Raw genomic sequence first — 20,035 nt, 5'->3', positions numbered from 1 at the left:
GTCGTTTACAGCGGCGTCAGCGTCGTACGGTAACGGCTGGCGTTATCGACATAGTGTTCGGCTGACTTTTGCAGATTGGCGACTTCGGCGTCGCTCAGTTCGCGCACCACCTTGCCCGGCGAGCCGACGATCAGCACGCGGTCGGGGAAGACCTTGCCTTCCGGGATCAGCGTGTTGGCGCCAACGATGCAACCCTTGCCGATTACCGCCCGGTTGAGGATCACCGAGCCGATCCCGATCAGACTGCCGTCGCCGACCGTGCAGCCGTGCAGCATGACGAGATGGCCGACGGTGACGTTGTTGCCGATGCGCATCGGCACCCCTTCGTCGGTATGCAGCACGGAGCCATCCTGGATATTGGTGTTGGCGCCGATGTGAATCGGATCGTTGTCGCCGCGCAGCGTGGCGTTGAACCAGATCGAAGCGTTGGCACCGAGCCGGATGTCGCCGATCACCGTCGCATTGGGGGCAACCCAGGCGTTTTCACCGAGTTGGGGCTGTTTGTCGCCGAGGCGGAACAGGGGCATGTCGTCTCCATTTTCTGAAAATTGGCCATTTTGCGGCGTCGACCGCAGGCATGACCCGATTCTACGGCGGCTGCGGATGCGGACCCAAGCGGATGAACTTTCAGTCGCCCCGGCCATTTTATTCCTTGGACATTTTCGCCTTCGTTTCCTAAGCTCAAACGACGGGGCCGCCGGCTCGGTGTGCCTGATTCAAGTCGCTCTGCCGAAGAGGAGAACACGATGATTCCCTGGTTCTGGATTTGGTCTCCGCAGTTGCATTACCCGTGGAGCGGCAGCGTTGCCCAGCAGATCGAGCCGAATACCAACTGGTTTTTCGACGCGATATTGCCAACTTCTGGCGTGGCCCGGATCGAAAAAAAGGCTTTCGAGCGCGCCTCCTACGGCAAGCAGCTCGGGCTGATTACCGAAGTCCTGCTTGAGTTGAGCGCGAAGGGCAAGATCGACTCGGCCAAGGTGACGAAGTCGCTTAAAGATCTGCGCCAGATTCATGACGATATCGAGACGCTGAAGAAAAAGGAATTCGCCGCCACGGCGCGCAGCATCGCCGACGATATCGAACGCCTGAAGGAGCAAAGTCCGGCCGAGTACGCCTTGCTGATGCAGCGTCTCGGCCGTTGATTACCAGACGACCGGAGGAGAAAACCATGCAGATCAGCGAGCAAGTCATCCGCAATGCACTGCCACTCTGCCGCGACCCGGCCGGCTGGGCGCCGGTGCTATCGGCCGCCATGCAGCATTACGAGATCAACACGCCGGCTCGCATCGCCAGCTTTCTGGCGCAGACGGGGCACGAGTCGGGGCAGTTCAACCGCCTGGTCGAAAGCCTCTATTACACGACCCCGCAACGCCTAATGAAGGTCTGGCCGAAGCGCTTTCCGAGCGAGGCAATTGCCGCCCCTTACGTCAAGAACGAGGAGCGCCTGGCAAATTATGTCTATGCCAATCGTCTCGGCAACGGCGATGCGCGCTCCGGCGACGGCTACAAGTACCGCGGTCGCGGGCTGATTCAGGTCACCGGGCGGAGCAATTACGCCGCCTGCGCCAAGGCGCTCGGCCTCGATCTGCTGAATGACCCGGGGCTGCTCATCCAGCCGCAGTATGCCGCCCTCAGCGCCGCCTGGTTCTGGAACTCACGGGGTTTGAATGCGCTGGCCGACGACCGGACCGGCGATGACGACCTCGAGGATTTTACAGTCATTACCCGCTCCATTAACGGTGGTACGCAGGGCTTGAAAGAACGGCTGGCGCTGCTCAATGCACTTGAGCGTCAGCTCGCCTGATGGCCCGGGCCATGAAAAAACCAGCTGCTTTATCCGCCTCGGCGGCGGGGCGTCGCCCGTCGGTTGTGACTAATCCAAGTAAAGAGGAAAAACAAATGGCGATCTTCCGGGAAAAGCCCTATACGGGCATCAATTTTGTCGTCGATCTGGGCAATGGCGATGAGTTCGGGCCGGAAAGCGGGTTGTGCGAGGTGGTTTTTCCCGAAGCCCGTGTGCAGATGCTGGATTACCGCAACGGCAACGACAAGGAGTCGCAACCACGTAAGCTCCAGACGCTGACCCGCTACGGCAACCTGTTGCTGCGCCGCGGCGTGATCGGCTCCCTGCTTTGGTACCAGTGGTGGAATGCCTTGCGTAACCAGGACATCAAGGCGACCCGCACCATCACTGTGAAACTGCTCAACGAAGATCGTAGCGAGGTCGTACTGATCTGGAAGTTCTTGCAGGCGAGACCGGTTAATTATCAAGTCTCGCCCCTGAATGCGCTGGGCTTGGAGCCGCTGATGGAATCCCTGGAAGTTGCCTTCGACCGTTTCGAAATGGAATGAAGTCTCAGGCGGCGACCGTATCGCTCCCGCTCAGGCGCTGAACGATCAGGCTGCCGACCATGTCGCCCTCGACATTGACGGCGGTCCGGACAGTGTCAAGGATGCGGTCGATCGGTAGCAGGATGGCGATGGCGGCACTGGGCAGGCCGACCGACTCGAGAACCAGCACCATGCTCAGCATGCCGACGCTCGGGATGCCGGGGGCGCCGATGGCGCCGAGCATGGCGACCAGGAAGATGATCGCCTGACTGGCGATGTCGAGTTCGATGCCGGCCAGGCGGGCGACGAAGAGGGCGGCCGCCGCTTCGTACAAGGCCGTGCCATCCATGTTGAGAGTGGCGCCGAGCGGCACGACGAAGTTGGCGATATCCTTTTTGACGTGTAGATGCTGCTCGGTGCAGCGCAACGTGATGGGTAGCGTGGCCGAACTTGAACTGGTGGCAAAGGCGGTGATCAGCGCTTCACGGGCGCCGCGCCAGAAGTGTAACGGCGACATGCGGGTCACGATGTAGAGCAGCAGCGGCAGGACGATGACGCCGTGGAACAGCGTGCTGCCGATGACAACGCCGATGAAGTGGAGCAGGCTGCCGAGCAGGGCGGCGTTCTGGCTGGCGACCAGTTGCAGCAGCAGGGCGGCGATACCGAGCGGCGCCAGGCGCATGATCCAGCCGACGATCATCAGGCAGAGTTCCTGCAACTCCTGGATCAGCAGGCGCAGGTTGCGATAGCGCTCGCCGCCGACGACCAGCGCAATGCCGAGAAAGAGGGCGATGATGACAATGGCCAGCATATCCCCCTGGGCCAGTGCCTTGAACGGATTCTGGAACAGGCCGTGGAGGAACTGGGCGATATATTCCGGCAGCGGCATCTGTCGCGCCTGAAAATTCCTGGTGGCCTCGGCAAACATCTCCAGTTGCATGCCTTTGCCCGGCTCGAACAGGTGCGCCGCGCCGAAGCCGATCAGGATGGCCAGCGCCATCGACAGGCCGAAGAAGGCGAGGGTCGTGATCCAGACCCGGTGCATCTTCTGGTTGGCGCGCAGATTGGCGACGCCGACGACAATCGAGGCGAAGATCAGCGGCACCAGCACCATGCGCAGCAGGTCGAGAAACAGGGTGCCGACCAGCTTGGCGCCATACAGGGTGTCCTGACGCAGCGCTGCCGATCCAGCAATATTCAGCCAGAGGCCACCGGCAATGCCGAGCAGGCAACCGATCAGGATCTGGCTATTCAGTGAGAGGCGGGGCATGGTTGTTTTTCTATGAACAAGTCGGCCGTATTCTAGCTGCCCGGTGTTGCATTGCCGCGCCGGGCGCAGGCTGGCATCATGGCCGGCATTCGACGGGGAGCTGAAATTGAACGATTTTGCCGGGTTGACCGCAGCACTGCTGGAATTTCGCGATGCCCGCGACTGGCGGCAGTTCCATTCGCTGCGCAACCTGATTACCTCGCTCAATCTCGAAGCCGCCGAATTGCTCGAATTGACGCAGTGGAAAAGCGATGCCGAAATCGACGCCTTGCCGGCCGAGGCGAAAAGCGCCGAAGCGCTGCGCGACGAATGCGCCGATATTCTGCTTTACCTGCTGCTGATCGCCGATACGGCCGGCATCGACCTGGCCGAAGCGGCGCGCGCCAAATTGCTCAAGAATGCCGCCAAGTACCCGGTGGACCAGGCCTACGGCTCGCGGGCGAAATATACGGAGCTGGGCACGGCAACCAAAAGCCGCTGATTTCGGCGGCGGAGGTGGCGAGCCGCCCTGCTGAGGTGGGTAGCTCGAATTGGCTAGACCGAATTTTCATTCGTCATCTATGCCATTTAACTGCGATAATGCCGGTCGCTTGGCGGGGCGTGCGCCCGAAATGGGATTTTTCGCCCGGCCAGGATAACGCCGCCAACGGCTTGCCATCGACGGCAAGTATCGATTCTCCCCGCCCTGAAGTTCCTCTTGCGATGAGCCTGTTCAATTATTTATCCCTGCGCCAGTGGCTGACGCTGCCGTATATCGCGCTGGTCTTCAGTGTCGCCCTGCTGATTGGCGGCCTCTCCTACCGCACCGGCAGCCAGACGGTCGATACCGTGGCCAATCACCTGCTGCTCGAAACGGTCGCCCGCATCGGGCAGGCCATTGACCGGCATGTGGTCGGGTCGGGCGCCGTCCTCGAAGCGGCCTTCCCGAATGGTATGGCAGCGCCCGATTCGATCGTCGGCGAACTGGATACCTTGCGGACGCGCTTCTGGATCGCCACTTCGCTGCATCTGGACCCGAACAACTATGTCTATTACGGCAACCTGCGCGGCGAGTTCTTCGGCTTATGGCGCTTCAATGGGCAGGACGCCGAGTTGCGGATCAAGCGCCAGGCCGAAAAGCCGCGTCAGATTTACCGCTTTTCGGGGATCAACGGTGCGCTGTCGGCACCAGACAACGAAGAAAAAATGTTCGAACCGCGCGCCCGCCCCTGGTACAAGGCCGGCGAAAGCAACAATTCCCATACCTGGACATCGATTTACATCGATTTTCGCAACGCCGAACTGGTCGCGACGCGGGCGCGCCGCGTTCTCGACGGGCAGGGCGACTTTCAGGGCGTCGTCGCCACCGACCTGTCGCTCAAGCGGCTCAACGAGTTTGTCCGCCGGCTCAGCGTCAGCATCAATGCGGTGGCCTTCATCATCGAGCCGGACGGCAAGCTGATCGCTTCTTCGCGCAGCCCGAATATCGCCCTCCAGCCGGACGGCACCAGCGCCCGGATCAACGCGGCGGATAGCGACAGCGCGCTGCAGCGGGCGGCCTATGCCGAGGTGCAGCAACACCTGGCGACGGCGCCGCGGATCGACAGCCCGATCAACCGGCGCTTCGACGGTCCGAACAATGAGGCAGTCGAACTGGCTTTCGACCGTGTTCGCGACGATGCCGGGCTGGACTGGATCATTGCCGTGGCGGTGCCACGCAGCGATTTCATGCAAGGGGTGACCGCCAACATCCAGCGTGCCGCGCTGATCGGCCTGCTGGCGGCCGTGGCCGCCGTGATGCTCGGCCTGGGCGTGCTCGAATGGGTCGGTCGCGACCTGCGGCGCCTGACCCGGGCTGCAGAGGAAGTCGGCGAAGGGCGCCTGGAAGTTGCGCTCGATGTACAGCGTAACGATGAAATTGGCGTCCTGGCCAATACCTTCCGCGAGATGCAGCACCGCCTGCGTACCGACGCGCTGACCGGCCTCGATAACCGGGATGTCATGCTGCGCCAGATCCGCCGGCGCATTCAGTGCGGGCGCCGGGCCGGGGATGCCAAGTCGTTTGCCGTGCTCTTCGTCGATCTCAACAACTTCAAGCTGATCAACGACCATTTCGGTCACGATGCCGGCGATCGGACACTGCTCGAAATCAGCCAGCGCCTGCGCGATGCGACCCGGTCCGACGACCGCGTCGCCCGTTATGCCGGCGACGAGTTCGTGCTGATGATCAACAATATTCCGTCAAGGGAAATTGCCGAGCAGGTTCGTCGGCAAGTCGAGGTGGCGCTGAGCCAGCCGCTGCAGACGGTCGATCTGTCGCTGCTGCCGGCTGGCATGCCGACCGGTGGCGCGGTCGGGATGGCCTTCTACCCGGAGGATGGTGACACCGCTGAGCAGTTGATCAAGCACGGCGACCGCGATATGTACGAGCGGAAGGGCCGCCGGCTGGAGAAGGCGAGCGCCTGAGCAAAGCGGGCCGGGCGGTCAGCCCGGCCGTAGCGTCAGGCCGACTGGCTTTCCAGGGTGTATTTGGCGCCGTCACCCTGGGCCAGCAGTTTGGCCAATTGAGGCAGCGTTTCGTGCAGTTTCTTTTCCAGCGTCCATGGCGGGTTGATGATGAACATGCCGCTGCCGTTCATGCCGAAGCCGTCTTTCGACGGGGCGCAGACTTCCAGCGTCGCATGCAGCCAGTTGGTGGCGCCCAGACCTTTCAGCTTGGCCGGCAGTTGCCGGGACTCCAGCTTGGACAACATCGGGTACCACAGGGCATAGGTGCCGGTGGCAAAACGCTTCAATGCTTCCTGCAGGCCCTTGACCACGTTGGTGTAATCGCTCTTCGTCTCGTAGGACGGGTCGATGAGGACCAAGGCGCGGCGCGGTGGCGGCGGCAGGATGGCTTTCAGGCCGACGAAGCCGTCGGTGGCATTGACGGTGACCTGGCGCCCGGCCGTCTTGAAACACTCCTGCAGCAGCTTGAGATCGGTGCTGTGCAGTTCGTAGAGGCGCAGGCGATCACTTTCGCGCAGCAACTGGCTGGCCAGCCACGGCGAGCCCGGATAGTGGCGCAACTGGCCATCCGGGTTGAGCATCTTGACGAAATCCAGATAATTTTGCGCCGCCGGCGGCAGGCCCTTGGCCTCCCACAGACGGCCGACGCCGTCGCGATATTCGCCGAGCTTGCTGGCGTGGGCTGATTCCAGCGCATAGCGGCCGGCCCCGGCGTGGGTATCGATGATCCAGAATGGCGCCGGTTTCTCGCCCATGTATTCGGCGATCTGGATCAGGATGAGGTGTTTCAGCACGTCGGCATGGTTGCCGGCGTGAAAGGCATGACGATAACTGAGCATTGGGCGGGGAACTTAGAGGGGAAATGGATCCAGAGCGAAGAATTTTAGCCCTTCGCCGGCTTCAATGCATTTTTCGATTGGCCGGGGCGAGGCGCGGCCAACCGATTTGCCGGCAATTTCTGTGAGCTTTGGCCGAGCTTGCGTATACTTGGCCGATGGACCTCTACGAATTACTCGCCCTCATTCTGCTGCTGGGGGGCGTCTGGCTGTGGCTCGACAGCCTGAAAACGCGCGAAATCGGCATGCAGGCAGCGCAGCAGGCCTGCGCTGAGGAAGGTCTGCAGTTTCTCGATGAAACCGTCGTCATCAGCAGCTTCCGGCTGGCCCGCGATGACGAGGGCCGTCTTCAATTGCGTCGCATCTACAGCTTCGAATATAGCGACACCGGCGACAACCGGCGTTCCGGCAGCGTCAGCATGCTCGGTCACCGCGTCGAGATGCTGCACGTTCGCCCCAACCTTTACGTGGTCCCGTCGGCCACCCAATCACCGAATTCTCATGACACCTTCCATTGAAGCAATCGAATTTCACGGCATCGCCGCCCTGCGTTTGAACGGGCCGAAGGGCTCGGTCGCCATTATCAGCAAGTTGGGTGCCCAGGTGCTTTCCTGGAAAACGCCGGATGGCCGCGAGCGCCTGTTTCTTTCCGAGCGGGCCGTCTTCGATGGCAGCGTCGCGATTCGCGGCGGCATTCCGGTCTGCTTTCCGCAGTTTGCCAATACCGGCGACCTGCCCAAGCACGGTTTCGTGCGCAACCGCGAATGGACGGTCAATGCCGAACGTTGCGGTGACGATTACGCCCTGGTCACGCTGGAATTGGCCGATGACGAGGCAACCCGTGCCCTCTGGCCGCACAGCTTTCTCGCCGAACTGACGCTGATGCTGGAAGCCGACCGCATCGACATCGAATTGAGTATCACCAATACCGGGGGGGCGCCCTTCGCGTTCACCGGGGCCTTGCATTCGTACCTGCGGGTGACCCAGGTCGAGGATGCCGCAATCGAGGGACTGTACGGCTACGACTACCGCGATGCGGTCAATGGTGATGCGGAGCGGCGCGAAACCGGTACCGAATTGGTCGTCGAAAGCGAGGTCGACCGCGTCTATTTCGACGTCAAGCGCCCGCAGTTGCTGAAGGCCGGCAATCTCAGCCTGGGTATCCAGAGCCAGGGCTTTCCCGATGTCGTGGTCTGGAATCCCTGGGTCGAGCGCTGCGCCGAACTCAAGGACATGCCGGTGGATGGCTGGCGGCACATGCTGTGCGTCGAGGCGGCGGCCGTGCGCGAGCCGGTGCAGTTGCCGGCCGGCGAGGAGTGGTACGGCCGGCAGACGCTGGTCGCCGTGTAAGCCGGGGCGGCCGGCAGTGTCGGCTTTGTCGCAATGCTGACCCGGCGAGCGCTGCCAAGTCCCTGATTCTGCTGGCCCGGGGGCGTGGTCCTGCTTTTGCTTGCGCTGAAGTATGGATGCCGCCCCTCACTCCCCTCATCATTCGCGCGATGCGCTGGCGCAATTCTCGCAACTCGGCTTCGAGCGTCGGGAGTTGGCCAAGGGCTGCCTGTTGTCGACGCCGACAGTCCGCCGGGATCAGGTTTTCATCGTGCACAGCGGCCGTTTGCGCGTCTATCTGGCCGGTGAGAACCGCGAACTGAGCCTCAGTTTTCTTGAGCCTGGCGATATCTACACCACGCACACACCGACCTATGTCGAAGCGGTGGCGCCCAGCACATTGCTCTTGATGGAGACGGCGGCCTTTGCCCGCAAACTGGCCACCGATCCGTCGATCACGCCGGTGATGATGCGGGTGCTCGGCCGCTTGCTAGCCAATGCGGTCAACCTGGTCGAGGACCTGGCTTTCCGCGAAGTGCCGGCCCGCCTCGCCCGCTTTCTGCTCGGGTTGGCCGACCGGCGAGGCATCGTCACCGACGAGGGCTGGCTGATTCCGCTCGATCTCGGTATGGAAGACATCGCCAGCCTGCTCGGCACGACGCGGCAAACCGTCTCACTGCTGATCAACCAATGGACTCGCGAAGGCGTACTGCAACGGCAGGGCCGCCGGCGTCTGCTGGTCTGCTCGCTGGCCGCCCTGGCCGAGCGCTGCCCCGATCCCGCGGCCTGACCAAAAAAACGTCGGCCAGCCGACGGAAAGCCTGGCGGCAAAACGCTACAGTGCGCTTCGGTTTGTTCTTACGGAGTGCAGCATGGAAGAGATTCAACTGGCGTCTGCCGACTGCGGTTGTGGCAGGAAAACCGACCGTTACACGACGTTCGACGGGATCGATTGTGCCGGCAATGCCCGCCGCGTGATGCTTCTAATTGAGCGCAATCTGCCCGAGGCCGGGCCGGACCGCTCATTCTGGGAATATTTCATGGCCAAGCGCCAGCCGCGCAGCGGCCCGGTGCCGGACGATCTGTTTCTCGTCCATTCGTATATCAACCAGATCCGGGAGTTGTTTGAAAGCTGTGCCGACGGCGAAGCGCTGACTTTGCTGACGCAGGTCGAGGAGGAGTGCTGCTGACCGCTGCTCGTCGTCTTACTTGACGGCTGCCTTGACTGGTTTGTTGAGGTTACCGTCGGGTAGATAGCCGACGCCGCCCCAGTTCGCCTGCAACAGGGCGCCGCGGTCGGTCATCTGGTACACCGAGAGCAGGGGATTGAAGGAGACCGTGCCGTCGAGGACCAGGTTGTCGCCTTTGTCCTTCAGCTTGAGCGTCGCATCGCCGCTCGCCGAAACGTCGGCACCGACCGTGCCGAAGGTCTTGAACAGGGTCTTGTCCTTGAAGATCAGAACCTGCTTGTAGCTCTTGTAGCCGAGGCCCGGGCCGGTGCCGAGGCGGGCCATTTTCATGAAGGTTTCCTGCTTGCTGGCATTGTCGACCGCAACACCGACGCCATGGCCGGTGACCAGCAGAATGATGTTGGATTGCGAGGCGTCGAAGACGGCATAGCCGACCGCTTTCCGGATTTCCTCACGGGCCTTGGGGTGAGCCTTGAACAATCGCTCCAGGGTCTCGTCGCGCATCTGGCGGATACTGTCGCGGCCTTTCTGTTGCTCCTCGGCGCTGAGCGAACTGGTCGGCGACTCCTCGGCGCCGGTTTCCTTTTGGCTTTCTTCTGCCAGCAAGGGCTGGCTGGCGAACAGAAAAGCAGCAGTGAGCAGCAGGGATGCTTGAGCTTTCATGGGCGATTACCTCTCAGTAAGTCGGCCGGCCAAGAGGGCTGATTCGAGGCCGGGATGCCGCCATCTTACACAGCCTGCATGCCTCCATGCGGCATGCCCGATAAATTTGTCGGCTTAGCGGCTGCTCCCCTTCCAGCTGCCGACGCAGTTCTGCTTGAAGTACTTCAGGGCCCGCTCCATGTAGGCATCGGGCATTTGCGGATCGTTGTCGGCCAGGTGAATTTCGGCATCCGGCTTCAGGTCCTGCGCCCACATCGCCTTCAGGCCATCCCGTTGTTCGAAGGGGGCGTAGGCGTCGATGAAGGCGAGCACGGCGTTCGAGTCGAATCCGTCGGTGCGAAAGGCCTGGATGATTGCCTTCGCTTCCTTGAGCAGGGCGGCCGCCTTCGGCGGCTGGCCGGTCGCGACGTTCAGGAAAATGGTGGCGAGCACCGCCGGGTCGTCGGCATCGCCCTTGGTGATGCGGACCCATTCGCGAGCGACCAGCTTGTCATAGGCGACGACATCCTCTTCCGGCACTTCGCGGACAAAGAAGGCGCCTTGCGCCTCGGCGTGCAGGATTTCGTCGACTGACTTGTCGGCCGACTTGAGGCGGGGCAGGGCGCTGGCGATGAATTCCTGCAGCGACTGGCGGGTCAGTGCGGCAAAGGCTTCCGGCGCTTCGCGCAGAAAGGCCTCAAGGCTGCTTTCCTTGAACTTGAACGACTTTTTGCGCAGCGCCTCGACCAGTTTGACGAACTGCGTCTTCGACGGCATTTCCAGCGTTTTCGGGCCGACGTAAAGCACCAGCATGGCGGAGTGGATGACTTCCTCGGCGCTGAAATTCTCGTACTCGTCCGGCTGCGCATTCAGGCGCCGCGCCAGCCAGCGGGCGAAATCGATGCGCAGCTGGTTGGCCTGGCACTGGCTGACTTGCGCCCGGTAGGTGGTCAGGCTGAGCGGGAAGGCGAAGCTGCGTTCGTTGACGAAAAACTTCTGGGCGGCCGGGTCGGTCTGCCGGGCGTGCAGGCTGGTGTCGCCGGGCATGGCGTGCAGGCGCTTCAGCATCTCGGAGCCGCCGCGCGAATGCGAGAGCAGCGTGTTGTCGCGCAGCGAGAGGGCGGCGGCACGCAGGTCGCCATTCGTGCTGTCTTCGAGATACAGGCTGATCAGGTTGGCCATCCGCGCCACCGCCGTTTCCAGATCGGTGCGCAGATAGGCGGTGCCGAAGTGGTCGGCGATCTGGACGATTCCCTTGGGGGCGTCGGCCTCGATCTTCTGCAGGTGGTCGCGGCTGAGCAGGCCGTGTTCCAGGCCGTAGCGGACGGCTTTTTCAAAGAACGGACGGTGGTCGGCAATGGCAACTGAGTTTTTCACGTCATCGCTCCCTTACAGCGCCGATTCTTCTTCCTCGGCGGCCGCCTTCGGGCTCGGCTGCTGGTCGGCCGCGACGCCTTCTTCGAGATCCTCGACGTGATGGGCCAGGCGGTCGCGCAGGGCGATGACGATCTGTTCGAAGATGTCCGGCAATTCGTAGCGCAGCACCCAGGCCGTTTCCATCCAGTCATGGTCGGCGATTTCGGCGCGCGGCACTTTCGGGCGCGAACTGGTCAGCGAATTGCCTTCATGCAGGGCTTCGTCGATTTCCTCGATCTTCTCGTTCAGCCAGGAGATGGATCGCGATTCCAGGCCGCGGTCGCTGTTGAAGTCTTCGGCGAACTGGCCGCTCATCGCAAAGTCGAGCAGTTCTTCGTCGCGCTCGGCGAAGTAATTGGTCAGTGCCTCGTAGCCGCCATCAATCTCGCCGATCGCTTCGAGGTATTCGGCAGTCATGTCCTCGTCGCGGTAGATCACGGCATTCATCATGCCGTGCAGGGCGGCGTGGGTCTGGTCGCGATAGCGCGCTTCGAGCACGACGGCGCGGGCGAACTGCTCCGGGGTGACCAGCATGTTGACCACCGACTGCTTCGAGCCATCGAAGCCGCGCATGATCGCCAGCAGGTCTTTCGGCGGCACATCGTTCAGGACGGTGACCAGGGCGTCGTCGCCCTCGGTGTCGGCCAGGGTGGCCAGCGCGGTTTCCGCGCCGCTCAGATCGCCGGCCAGAATCAGTTGGGAGGCCTTGGTTACAACTGGATGTGTCATGAAATGCCCTGTCAATAATTCGAATTTTTGTGTACTTCTGCTGCGGCTTGGCGCCGGCTCAGGAATTGCGCGAATCGAAGCCCTGTTCGGCCAGCCAGTCGTTGCCGGCCTCGCCGAGATCCCGATCGTCGTCGTCGCCATCCTCGTCGTCGCCTTTCTCGCGACCGGACTCATCCTCTTCAGCCGTGGCGACGGGGGCGGCGGTATCGAACTGGCGAATGTATTCCAGGCAGGCGGCGGTCACCATGAAGGATTCGCCGGCGCCTTCGCTCAACACGGCGGCGAGGTAGGGGGCGGCCCAGGCTTCCAGCGTCAGGCTGGCCGAGAGAGCGTCCCAGGTCGGGAAGTCGTCATCGTCCGGCTCGCAGTTCACGGCAGCGGCCATCGCCTTGGTATTGGCGAAGGAGAAGGCGTTGTAGAAAACGGGCACCACCATTTCCGGGCAGAACTCGATCATCGGCAACAGCGACTGCAATTCCTGGCGCTTTTCCTTCAAGCGGGTTTTCAGCGCCGGGCTGCCTTCCGAGTCGGTCAGCAGGTCCTGAATCTCGGCGTCGTAGGAAAACGCCAGTTCGGAAAAATAATAGGATTTTTTCACTTTTGCATGTTTCCCAAGTAGTTTGTCCAGATTTCACGCGCCACCACCAGGGGCTCATCAATCAAGCTCGTGCGCCGGGTTTCGTCGTAAACCTTGCGCCGATCGGTATCGGTCAGGACTTCGTAGGCTTCCTGCACGGCCCTGAATTTGGCCGCCGCATCCGGCTCCGGATTGCGGTCGGGGTGAAACTGCGCCGCTTTCCTGCGGTAGGCGGTCTTGATGTGCTCCACGCTCGCGTCCGGCGCGACGCCCAGTAGTCCGTAATAATCTTTCATAGTGCCTTTGTCTGTATTTTGCTGGCCGACGCATCGACCCGCGCGGGCTCATTCCGGGCGCGCGATCAGCGCCCGCAATTCCTTGCCGGGCTTGAAGTGGGGCGCGTACTTGCCGGGTACCGCGACCTTTTCGCCGGTTTTCGGGTTGCGGCCGATACGGGGCGGCCGGTAGTTCAGCGCAAACGAACCGAAACCGCGAATCTCGACCCGGCCGCCGTTGGCCAGCGTGCGGGTGATCGAATCGAGAATTTCGCCGACCGCCAATTCGGCATCCGGACGAACCAGTTGGGGAAAGCGCTGCGCCAAAGTGGCAATGAGTTCAGATCGGGTCATGGCGTAATTTTACGATAGCCGGCCGTAAGCTCGCGTAGACAATGCGTATTTCCGTATAAATGCGTGCTCTGGAGATCGGAGCGTGGCCCGAGTTTTGATCTGCCTTACTTTCGCAATACCTGTTCGTCGGCTATAGTCTGCCCCATGCACGCGCTGCTTCGTCTCCTTTCCCGTTATCTGCTGCTGGTCATGCTGGCCACGGTCTTCTCGCCGAGTTTCGGCTGGGAGGCGGTGCAGGGCATGGAGGCGCACGACGACATGGCGGCCATGCAGGCGCACGATGCCGGTGCGCTGGCGGCTGACGAGGCCTGCAGCGATTGCCCCGGTCACGAACACGACAGTTGCCCCGATACCCTGCATCACTGCTGCCCCGGCCATGTGCTCGGTCATTTGCCGGGCCATATTGCCGATGGTCTGAGCTTGGCCGTGCCAAGCGATGGCAGTGCTGCGGTCGACGCGGAAAAAAACCGTTTTTCAACGCGTATCCCCGAAGGGCTCGAACGCCCTCCCAGAGCCTCCGCCGCCTGATCGTCGGCGGTTCGCCAGTCATTTTCCCTTGAGTTGTTGACAGCCTTTCTGGGCTGTTCTGGTCAGCCGCCGGTTGTGTTTCCATCAGCCGGAGAATTGCCATGCGTATCCATTCCTGGATCGCCCTTTGCCTCGTCGTGGCGCTACCTGCCCACGCCGAACCCAATCCCACACTGGCCGGGGCCTTTGCCGCCGCCTGGGGGCGCCAGCCTGTCGCCCAGGCGCTGGCCGAACGCGAACGGGCGGCGCAAGCCCGCCGTTCGGCGGCCGATGCCTTGACGCCCGAACCGCCGAGTCTCGAACTCGGTGGCCGGAGCGACCGTTTCAACCGCGACCGCGGCAACGCCGAATACGAAGTCGGCCTCGCCTTGCCCTTATGGTTGCCCGGCGAACGCGGCGGCAGCCAGGCCGTGGCCGATGCCGAAATGACGGCGGTGGCCGGCCGCGCCGCCGCGCTACGCCTGCAACTGGCCGGCGAAGTCCGCCAGGCCTGGTGGGCCTGGCAGCAGGCGCGCAACGAGCAGGCGCTGGCCGACGAACGGGTGACGGCGGCCCGCCGCCTGCGCGACGACGTGGCGCGCCGGGTGGCGGCCGGCGACCTGGCGCGTTCCGACCAGCATCAGGCCGATGGCGCCCTGGCCGCGGCCCTGGCCATTCAGGCCGAAGGGCTGGCCGCCGCCGATGCGGCGCGTCTGCAATTGCAGACGCTGACCGGTCAATTGCCTGGCGAACCGCTTTTCGCCAGCGAAAGCGCGGTCGTCGAAACGCAGACCGAAAACCTGCTGGCCGCCCATCCCCGGCTGAAGAACCTGGAGAACCTGGGCGATGTGTCGCGGCGCAGCCTGGAACTGGCCCGCACGCGCAGCCGGGCCTCGCCCGAAATTGCCGTATCGACGCGGCGCGAGCGCAGCCTTGCCGGCGAAGCGATGGAGCAGACCTGGGCGCTCGCACTGCGCATTCCGTTTTCCTCGGGACCCCGGCAGGATGCCCGGCTGGCCGAGGCCAATGCCGATCTGATCGAAGCCAGCCTCGGTGCCGAGCGCGAACGCGAGCGGCTGGCGCAGGAGGTGGCCGCGGCGCGCAGCCGGCTCGGCGCGGCGCACGCCCAGTTGGCGGCCAGCGACGAGCGGGCCCGGCTGGCCCGGGAAAGTCGGAGCTTCTTCGAAAAATCCTTCCGCCTCGGCGAAACCGATCTGCCGACCCGGCTGCGCATCGAGCAGGAGGCCTTCGAGGCCGAACGCCAGGCCAGCCGCGCCCGGATCAACCAGGCGCAGAGCTTTTCCGCTTACCGGCAGGCGCTTGGCCTGCTGCCCGAATAAGGGAGAAAAACGCAATGAAAAAACTGATTTTCGGGCTGTTCACCGCAGCCATCGTCGGGCTCGGGCCGCTGCAGGCGGCCGAGATGCCGACGCCGATCCCGGTCGTCGTCGCCGAAAGCGAGGAATTCGAGATCGTCGGCCGGCTCGATGAAAAAGGCTTCGTTTTCCATATCGACCGCAGCGCCAGCAACGCCCCGGTCCTTGCCGCCAAGCTGGAGGTCGAGGCGGACGGTCGTCTGGCGCCGGCCCGCTTCCGGCCGGAGAGCGGCGATTACCTGATCGACGACGCGGCCTGGCTCAGCCCCTTGCGGACGCCGGGCGAGCATGCGCTGGCCTTCACGCTGCTGGCCGGCGAGGAGAGCGATCTGCTGAGCGCCGATTTTGCCGTTTTGCCGGCGTCGACCGCAGGAACCGGCACTGTTTCGGGTCTGGCCTGGCCGCTGGCGGGCACCGCCCTGCTGGTCCTGGCCGTACTTGGCTGGCGCTTCAGCCGGCAGCACAAAGGAGATCTGGCATGAAACGACTGAGCTTGCTGATGGCCGCTGCGCTGCTGGTCGCCCAGCCGCTGCTGGCCCATGAAGGGCACGAGCATGGCGACGAGAAAAAGGCCATGCCCAACCTCGGCGATACGCCGCAACGCCTGCCCGATGGCGTGGTTTTCCTGCCCAAGCCGGCGCAACGCCAGATGGGCGTGCTGACGCTGAAAGTGGTGGAGCAGGATCTGCCGCGCAGCATCGAGTTGCCGGGCAAGGTGATCATGGACCCGCACCTCGGCGGTCGCGTCCAGGCGATGATTACCGGCCGTATCGAACCGGCCGGCGAGCACGGTTTGCCGAGCGCCGGCAGCCGGGTCAAGAAGGGCGACGTGCTGGCCTGGGTGGTGCCGGCGGCCGGGCAGATCGAACGTTCCAACCAGTCGGCCTTGTTGGCCGAACTGAAGGCCAGCCGCCAGCTGGCCGAAAAGCGCCTGCACCGTCTGAACGAACTGGCCGATACGGTACCGCGCAAGGAGATCGAGGCGGCGGAAAGCGAAATCCTCAGCCTGAACGGACGGATCGCCGCCGTCGGCAGCGGCCTGTCGGGGCGCGAGGCGCTGGTCGCGCCGGTGGCCGGCATCATCGCCGCCAGCAATGCGGTGGTCGGCCAGGTTGTCGAGTCGAAGGAGCTGGTTTTCGAGATCGTCGATCCGGACAGCCTGCACATCGAGGCTCTGGCCTACGAGCCGCTCGAATTGGGCGAGGTGGCTTCGGCCAGCATAGCGCTCGGTGGGCGGGCGGTGCCGCTGAGCTTCATCGGCGCCAGCCGCCGGCTGCGCGAACAGGCCTTGCCGCTGCTCTTCGAAAACCACGCGGTCGGCGCCGGGCTGGCGCTGCCGCTCGGCCAGCCGGTAAAAATCCAGGTCTTGCTGCGGTCGACCGTCAAGGGGCTGCCGATTCCGCAGAAGGCGCTGGTCCGCAGCCCGGCCAACGAGTTGATGGTCTGGGTCAAGGAGTCTCCCGAACGCTTCGTGCCGCGCCCGGTACGCACCCAGCCTTTCGACGGCGTGCAGGTGATGGCGGCGGACGGCTTGAAGCCGGGTGACCGGGTCGTCGTCGACGGCGCCGGGCTGATCAACCAGATTCGCTAGGAGCGGCCATGTTCCAGTGGTTATTGCAAAAGAGCCTGGCCAGCCGTCTGCTGGTGCTGGTCGTCAGCCTGGTGCTGATGGGCTACGGCGCCTTCCAGGCTGGCCGGCTGCCGGTCGATGTCTTTCCCGATCTGAACAAGCCGACGGTGACGCTGATGACCGAGGCCGGCGGCATGGCGCCGGAGGAGGTCGAGCAGTTGGTCACTTTTCCGCTCGAAACGGCGTTGAACGGCCTGCCCGGCGTCGCCTCGGTGCGTTCGGTGTCGAGCCCCGGTCTGTCCTTCGTCTATGTCTCCTTCGACTGGGGCATCGACCTCTATCGCGCCCGGCAGATGGTCAGCGAACGGCTGAGCGCGCTGCAGGGCGTCCTGCCGTCGACGGTCGTGCCGCTGATGGGGCCGATATCGTCGATCATGGGCGAAGTGATGATGCTGGCCATTCCGCTCGATGCCGCCAACGGCGACCCGATGCGCGCCCGCGAGTACGCCGACTGGGTCCTGCGGCCGCGACTGATGGCGGTGACCGGGGTGGCCCAGGTCATCCCGATCGGCGGCGAGGTTCGGCAGTTCCAGGTGCAACCGGATACCCGGCGCATGGCCGACCTCGGCATTTCGCTCGAGCAGCTGGAGAGCGCCTTGCGCGGTTTCTCGGCCAATACTTCGGGCGGCTTTCTCGAAGTGAACGGTCGCGAATACCTGATCCGCCATCTCGGCCGGACCTCGCGCCTGGACGACCTGCAGAATGTCGCGCTGACCGCCCGCAACGGCCAGTCCATCCTGCTCCGCCAGGTCGCCGGCGTTGCCTTCGCACCGGCCATCAAGCGCGGCGATGCCGGCTTCAATGGCACGCCGGCCGTCATCCTGAGCATCCAGAAGCAGCCGACGGCCGATACGGTCGACCTGACCCGGCGCCTGGAAAGCGCCCTGGCCGGCATGAAGCAAGGTCTGCCGGCCGGCGTGCTGGAACCGCGGGTGATCTTCCGCCAGGCCGACTTCATCGAGGCCTCGCTCGGCAACCTGCAGGCCAAGCTGCTCCTTGCCGCCTGTCTGGTCGCCGCCGTGCTCTTCTTCTTCCTCGGCAATCTGCGCACCATGCTGATCTCGCTGACCGCCATTCCGCTGTCGATCCTGATCGCGGTGCTGGTCTTTCGCTGGTTCGGGCTGTCGATCAACACGATGACGCTGGGCGGGCTGGCGATTGCCATCGGCGAGCTGGTCGACGATGCGGTGGTCGATGTCGAGAACATCCTGCGCCGTCTGCGCGAAGCCTCGGCCCGCGGCGAGCCGTTCCAGGTGCGCGAGTTGGTGGTCAAGGCTTCGCTCGAAGTGCGCTCGGCCATCGTCTATGCGACGCTGATTATCGCGCTGGTCTTCGTGCCGCTGTTCGCGCTGCCCGGCATCGAAGGGCGGCTGTTCGTGCCGCTCGGCATCGCCTATATTGTCTCCATCCTCGCCTCGCTGCTCGTTTCGGTGACGGTGACACCGGTCTTGTCGTACTACCTGCTGCCCAAGCTGGCGGCCGGGGCGCATGGCGACACCCGGCTGGTCGGTTGGCTGAAAAGCAACTACCAGCGCCTGCTCGAACGCGTGCTGGCGGCGCCGCGCCGGCCGGTGGCGGTAGCCGCCGTCGCTGTCGTGCTGGCCGGCAGCGCGGTGCCGTTTTTCCCGACCACTTTCCTGCCGCCGTTCAACGAAGGCTCGATGACGGTCAGCCTGCGCCTCAACCCCGGCGTCACGCTGGCCGAGTCGGTGCGCGTTGCCAGCCAGGCCGAGCGGCTGCTGCTGACGGTGCCGGAGATCGAGCACATCGGCCGCCGTTCCGGGCGGGCCGAGCTGGACGAGCATGCCGAAGGCGTCCATGTCTCGGAGCTGGAAATCCGCCTGAAGCCGAGCGACCGCAACAAGGAGGCGATCTATGCCGACATCCGGCAGCGCCTGAAGGATCTGCCGGCCAGTCTCAATCTCGGCCAGCCGATTTCGCACCGCATCGACCACATGCTGTCCGGTGTCCGGGCGCAGATCGCCATCAAGATTTTCGGCGAGGATCTCGACACCCTGCGTGCTCAGGCGACCCTGCTCGGCAAGCGTCTGCAGCAGATTCCCGGGGTCGCCGACCTGGAAGTCGAAAAGCAGGTGCTGGCGCCGCAGATCAAGGTGCGGGCCGATTTGGCAGCCGCCGCCCAGTACGGGCTGTCGTCGGCGCAGTTGCTGCGCACCTTGCAGACCCTGGTTGGCGGCGAAAAGGTGGCGCAGATCGTCGAATCCAACCGCCGCTTCGATCTCGTCGTCCGCCTGCCGGAAAGCGGACGTTCGCTCGACGGCCTGCGCAACCTGCTGGTCGAGACGCCGGCCGGGCCGGTGCCGCTGTTCCGGCTGGCCAGCATCGAGGATGCCGACGGCCCGAACCAGATCGCCCGCGACGACGGCCGCCGGCGCATCGTCATCGCCCTCAATGCGCAGGGCCGGGCGTTGTCCGACGTGGTCGCCGACATTCGCGGCGTGACGGCCGAGTTTCCGCTGCCCGAGGGCTATTTCATCACCCTCGGCGGCCAGTTCCAGGCCCAGGAAGAGGCGGCGCGGCTGATCGCGCTGCTCGCCCTCGGCTCGACGGCGCTGATCTTCATGGTGCTCTACAGCCGCTACCGTTCTGCGCTGCTGGCCGGGCTGATCATGGCCAACGTGCCGCTGGCGCTGATCGGCGCCGTCTTCGGCCTGTGGCTGTCCGGGCAGCCGCTGTCGGTCGCGGCGCTGATCGGCTTCATCACGCTGGCCGGCATCTCGACCCGCAACGGCATCCTGAAAGTCAGCCATTACCTGAACCTGATGCGCTTCGAGGGCGAGAGCTTCTCGATCCCGATGATCGTCCGCGGTTCGCTGGAACGCCTGACGCCGGTGCTGATGACCGCGCTGGTCGCCGCCTTCGCACTGGCGCCGCTGCTCTTCGAAGCCGAACAGCCGGGCACCGAGATTCTGCATCCGGTCGCCGTCGTCATCTTTTCCGGTCTGGTCGGCGCCACGCTGCTCGACACCTTTGTCACCCCGGCGCTGTTCTGGCTATTCGGTCGCGCCGCGGCCGAGCGCCTGCAGCGCGAACAGTTCAACGAAGCACTCTGATCAATCAAC

23 protein-coding genes are annotated in these 20,035 nt (G+C 63.8%); 14 read left to right on the top strand and 9 right to left on the bottom strand.

What is annotated here, in order from left to right; all coding sequences use genetic code 11:
- Positions 1-5 precede the first annotated feature (5 nt).
- Entirely contained in the window at positions 6-527 is a 522-nt protein-coding gene (locus AT959_RS02770) for a gamma carbonic anhydrase family protein (protein WP_066880345.1), read from the bottom strand.
- A 219-nt stretch (positions 528-746) separates the two neighbouring features.
- Here AT959_RS02770 and AT959_RS21545 point away from each other — a divergent pair, with 219 nt between their 5' ends.
- From AT959_RS21545 to AT959_RS02755, 3 genes are read left to right on the top strand one after another with little or no spacing between them, the layout of a single operon-like run.
- The gene (locus AT959_RS21545; protein WP_066880343.1) at positions 747-1,145 is read left to right on the top strand and encodes a hypothetical protein; all 399 of its coding nucleotides are present in this window, start codon (positions 747-749) and stop codon (positions 1,143-1,145) included.
- Positions 1,146-1,171: 26 nt separating this feature from the next.
- On the top strand, positions 1,172-1,807 hold the full coding sequence (locus AT959_RS02760; RefSeq protein WP_066880341.1) for a glycoside hydrolase family 19 protein: 636 nt from the start codon (positions 1,172-1,174) through the stop codon (positions 1,805-1,807).
- An 11-nt stretch (positions 1,808-1,818) separates the two neighbouring features.
- Complete coding sequence (locus AT959_RS02755) at positions 1,819-2,355, top strand: phage tail protein (protein WP_157651191.1); 537 nt, start codon at positions 1,819-1,821, stop codon at positions 2,353-2,355.
- 4 nt (positions 2,356-2,359) lie between these two features.
- Here the strand turns inward: AT959_RS02755 and AT959_RS02750 are convergent, their stop codons facing one another.
- Positions 2,360-3,604: a dicarboxylate/amino acid:cation symporter gene (locus AT959_RS02750; protein ID WP_066880337.1), complete on the bottom strand. Its 1,245-nt coding sequence runs from the start codon at positions 3,602-3,604 to the stop codon at positions 2,360-2,362.
- A gap of 106 nt (positions 3,605-3,710) precedes the next feature.
- Here AT959_RS02750 and AT959_RS02745 point away from each other — a divergent pair, with 106 nt between their 5' ends.
- Both AT959_RS02745 and AT959_RS02740 read left to right on the top strand, forming a co-directional pair.
- Positions 3,711-4,085 carry a nucleotide pyrophosphohydrolase gene (locus AT959_RS02745; RefSeq protein WP_066880335.1) on the top strand — a complete coding sequence of 125 codons (375 nt, stop codon included), beginning with the start codon at positions 3,711-3,713 and terminating at the stop codon, positions 4,083-4,085.
- A 221-nt stretch (positions 4,086-4,306) separates the two neighbouring features.
- Positions 4,307-6,049, top strand: a complete 1,743-nt coding sequence (locus tag AT959_RS02740; RefSeq protein WP_066880333.1) for a sensor domain-containing diguanylate cyclase — start codon at positions 4,307-4,309, stop codon at positions 6,047-6,049.
- Positions 6,050-6,084: 35 nt separating this feature from the next.
- On the opposite strand, the gene AT959_RS02735 is transcribed toward AT959_RS02740, so the two are convergent.
- Positions 6,085-6,930 carry a 23S rRNA (adenine(2030)-N(6))-methyltransferase RlmJ gene (locus AT959_RS02735; RefSeq protein ID WP_066880331.1) on the bottom strand — a complete coding sequence of 282 codons (846 nt, stop codon included), beginning with the start codon at positions 6,928-6,930 and terminating at the stop codon, positions 6,085-6,087.
- Positions 6,931-7,085: 155 nt separating this feature from the next.
- On the opposite strand from AT959_RS02735, the gene AT959_RS02730 reads away from it, so the two are divergent.
- The 4 genes from AT959_RS02730 (at position 7,086) to cowN (ending at position 9,446) form a co-directional block, all read left to right on the top strand.
- Positions 7,086-7,445 carry a DUF3301 domain-containing protein gene (locus AT959_RS02730; protein ID WP_066880329.1) on the top strand — a complete coding sequence of 120 codons (360 nt, stop codon included), beginning with the start codon at positions 7,086-7,088 and terminating at the stop codon, positions 7,443-7,445.
- The gene (locus tag AT959_RS02725) at positions 7,429-8,277 is read left to right on the top strand and encodes a D-hexose-6-phosphate mutarotase (protein WP_066880327.1); all 849 of its coding nucleotides are present in this window, start codon (positions 7,429-7,431) and stop codon (positions 8,275-8,277) included. Before AT959_RS02730 ends, AT959_RS02725 begins: the two co-directional genes overlap by 17 nt.
- A gap of 112 nt (positions 8,278-8,389) precedes the next feature.
- Positions 8,390-9,046, top strand: a complete 657-nt coding sequence (locus AT959_RS02720) for a Crp/Fnr family transcriptional regulator (RefSeq protein WP_066880325.1) — start codon at positions 8,390-8,392, stop codon at positions 9,044-9,046.
- A gap of 82 nt (positions 9,047-9,128) precedes the next feature.
- Complete coding sequence (cowN, locus tag AT959_RS02715) at positions 9,129-9,446, top strand: N(2)-fixation sustaining protein CowN (RefSeq protein ID WP_066880323.1); 318 nt, start codon at positions 9,129-9,131, stop codon at positions 9,444-9,446.
- A gap of 15 nt (positions 9,447-9,461) precedes the next feature.
- Here cowN and AT959_RS02710 read toward each other — a convergent pair whose 3' ends face one another.
- The 6 genes from AT959_RS02710 to AT959_RS02685 all read right to left on the bottom strand — a co-directional run bounded on the left by AT959_RS02710 (position 9,462) and on the right by AT959_RS02685 (position 13,439).
- Positions 9,462-10,109, bottom strand: coding sequence for a lipid-binding SYLF domain-containing protein (locus AT959_RS02710; RefSeq protein WP_066880321.1), 648 nt, complete (start codon positions 10,107-10,109; stop codon positions 9,462-9,464).
- A 114-nt stretch (positions 10,110-10,223) separates the two neighbouring features.
- The gene (locus AT959_RS02705; RefSeq protein WP_066880319.1) at positions 10,224-11,465 is read right to left on the bottom strand and encodes a hypothetical protein; all 1,242 of its coding nucleotides are present in this window, start codon (positions 11,463-11,465) and stop codon (positions 10,224-10,226) included.
- 12 nt (positions 11,466-11,477) lie between these two features.
- Positions 11,478-12,233 carry a hypothetical protein gene (locus AT959_RS02700; RefSeq protein ID WP_066880317.1) on the bottom strand — a complete coding sequence of 252 codons (756 nt, stop codon included), beginning with the start codon at positions 12,231-12,233 and terminating at the stop codon, positions 11,478-11,480.
- 58 nt (positions 12,234-12,291) lie between these two features.
- Positions 12,292-12,831 carry a hypothetical protein gene (locus AT959_RS02695; protein WP_066880316.1) on the bottom strand — a complete coding sequence of 180 codons (540 nt, stop codon included), beginning with the start codon at positions 12,829-12,831 and terminating at the stop codon, positions 12,292-12,294.
- Entirely contained in the window at positions 12,828-13,106 is a 279-nt protein-coding gene (locus tag AT959_RS02690; protein ID WP_066880314.1) for a DnaJ domain-containing protein, read from the bottom strand. Before AT959_RS02690 ends, AT959_RS02695 begins: the two co-directional genes overlap by 4 nt.
- Positions 13,107-13,154: 48 nt before the next feature.
- A complete protein-coding gene (locus AT959_RS02685; protein ID WP_066880312.1) occupies positions 13,155-13,439 on the bottom strand; it encodes an integration host factor subunit beta in 285 nt (94 codons plus the stop codon).
- A 144-nt stretch (positions 13,440-13,583) separates the two neighbouring features.
- Here AT959_RS02685 and AT959_RS02680 point away from each other — a divergent pair, with 144 nt between their 5' ends.
- From AT959_RS02680 to AT959_RS02660, 5 genes are all read left to right on the top strand, one after another.
- Positions 13,584-13,967, top strand: coding sequence for a hypothetical protein (locus tag AT959_RS02680; RefSeq protein ID WP_066880310.1), 384 nt, complete (start codon positions 13,584-13,586; stop codon positions 13,965-13,967).
- A gap of 101 nt (positions 13,968-14,068) precedes the next feature.
- Positions 14,069-15,286 (top strand): TolC family protein, encoded by a 1,218-nt coding sequence (locus tag AT959_RS02675; protein ID WP_083518169.1) that lies wholly within the window; start codon positions 14,069-14,071, stop codon positions 15,284-15,286.
- Between the two features lie 14 nt (positions 15,287-15,300).
- On the top strand, positions 15,301-15,804 hold the full coding sequence (locus AT959_RS02670) for a hypothetical protein (protein ID WP_066880308.1): 504 nt from the start codon (positions 15,301-15,303) through the stop codon (positions 15,802-15,804).
- Positions 15,801-16,913 carry an efflux RND transporter periplasmic adaptor subunit gene (locus AT959_RS02665; RefSeq protein WP_066880306.1) on the top strand — a complete coding sequence of 371 codons (1,113 nt, stop codon included), beginning with the start codon at positions 15,801-15,803 and terminating at the stop codon, positions 16,911-16,913. The genes AT959_RS02670 and AT959_RS02665 overlap by 4 nt, the downstream gene beginning before the upstream one ends.
- Positions 16,914-16,921: 8 nt before the next feature.
- Complete coding sequence (locus AT959_RS02660; RefSeq protein WP_066880304.1) at positions 16,922-20,026, top strand: efflux RND transporter permease subunit; 3,105 nt, start codon at positions 16,922-16,924, stop codon at positions 20,024-20,026.
- Positions 20,027-20,035 lie beyond the last annotated feature (9 nt).

It is taken from the genome of Dechloromonas denitrificans, from assembly GCF_001551835.1.
Lineage (GTDB): Bacteria > Pseudomonadota > Gammaproteobacteria > Burkholderiales > Rhodocyclaceae > Azonexus > Azonexus denitrificans.
The sequence above is the reverse complement of the archived record's forward strand: the minus strand, read 5'-3'. Positions and strand labels throughout refer to the sequence as shown.

Excerpts from the sequence above, each read along its gene's own strand:
- AT959_RS02660 (WP_066880304.1), top strand. The coding sequence starts at position 16,922 with ATGTTCCAGTGGTTATTGCAAAAGAGCCTGGCCAGCCGTCTGCTGGTG.
- AT959_RS02720 (WP_066880325.1), top strand. The coding sequence starts at position 8,390 with ATGGATGCCGCCCCTCACTCCCCTCATCATTCGCGCGATGCGCTGGCG.
- AT959_RS02760 (WP_066880341.1), top strand. The coding sequence starts at position 1,172 with ATGCAGATCAGCGAGCAAGTCATCCGCAATGCACTGCCACTCTGCCGC.
- AT959_RS02750 (WP_066880337.1), bottom strand. The coding sequence starts at position 3,604 with ATGCCCCGCCTCTCACTGAATAGCCAGATCCTGATCGGTTGCCTGCTC.
- AT959_RS02680 (WP_066880310.1), top strand. The coding sequence starts at position 13,584 with ATGCACGCGCTGCTTCGTCTCCTTTCCCGTTATCTGCTGCTGGTCATG.
- AT959_RS02725 (WP_066880327.1), top strand. The coding sequence starts at position 7,429 with ATGACACCTTCCATTGAAGCAATCGAATTTCACGGCATCGCCGCCCTG.
- AT959_RS02665 (WP_066880306.1), top strand. The coding sequence starts at position 15,801 with ATGAAACGACTGAGCTTGCTGATGGCCGCTGCGCTGCTGGTCGCCCAG.
- AT959_RS02690 (WP_066880314.1), bottom strand. The coding sequence starts at position 13,106 with ATGAAAGATTATTACGGACTACTGGGCGTCGCGCCGGACGCGAGCGTG.
- AT959_RS02700 (WP_066880317.1), bottom strand. The coding sequence starts at position 12,233 with ATGACACATCCAGTTGTAACCAAGGCCTCCCAACTGATTCTGGCCGGC.
- AT959_RS21545 (WP_066880343.1), top strand. The coding sequence starts at position 747 with ATGATTCCCTGGTTCTGGATTTGGTCTCCGCAGTTGCATTACCCGTGG.
- AT959_RS02740 (WP_066880333.1), top strand. The coding sequence starts at position 4,307 with ATGAGCCTGTTCAATTATTTATCCCTGCGCCAGTGGCTGACGCTGCCG.
- AT959_RS02730 (WP_066880329.1), top strand. The coding sequence starts at position 7,086 with ATGGACCTCTACGAATTACTCGCCCTCATTCTGCTGCTGGGGGGCGTC.
- AT959_RS02735 (WP_066880331.1), bottom strand. The coding sequence starts at position 6,930 with ATGCTCAGTTATCGTCATGCCTTTCACGCCGGCAACCATGCCGACGTG.
- AT959_RS02710 (WP_066880321.1), bottom strand. The coding sequence starts at position 10,109 with ATGAAAGCTCAAGCATCCCTGCTGCTCACTGCTGCTTTTCTGTTCGCC.
- AT959_RS02755 (WP_157651191.1), top strand. The coding sequence starts at position 1,819 with ATGAAAAAACCAGCTGCTTTATCCGCCTCGGCGGCGGGGCGTCGCCCG.
- AT959_RS02675 (WP_083518169.1), top strand. The coding sequence starts at position 14,069 with ATGCGTATCCATTCCTGGATCGCCCTTTGCCTCGTCGTGGCGCTACCT.
- AT959_RS02685 (WP_066880312.1), bottom strand. The coding sequence starts at position 13,439 with ATGACCCGATCTGAACTCATTGCCACTTTGGCGCAGCGCTTTCCCCAA.
- AT959_RS02670 (WP_066880308.1), top strand. The coding sequence starts at position 15,301 with ATGAAAAAACTGATTTTCGGGCTGTTCACCGCAGCCATCGTCGGGCTC.
- cowN (WP_066880323.1), top strand. The coding sequence starts at position 9,129 with ATGGAAGAGATTCAACTGGCGTCTGCCGACTGCGGTTGTGGCAGGAAA.
- AT959_RS02770 (WP_066880345.1), bottom strand. The coding sequence starts at position 527 with ATGCCCCTGTTCCGCCTCGGCGACAAACAGCCCCAACTCGGTGAAAAC.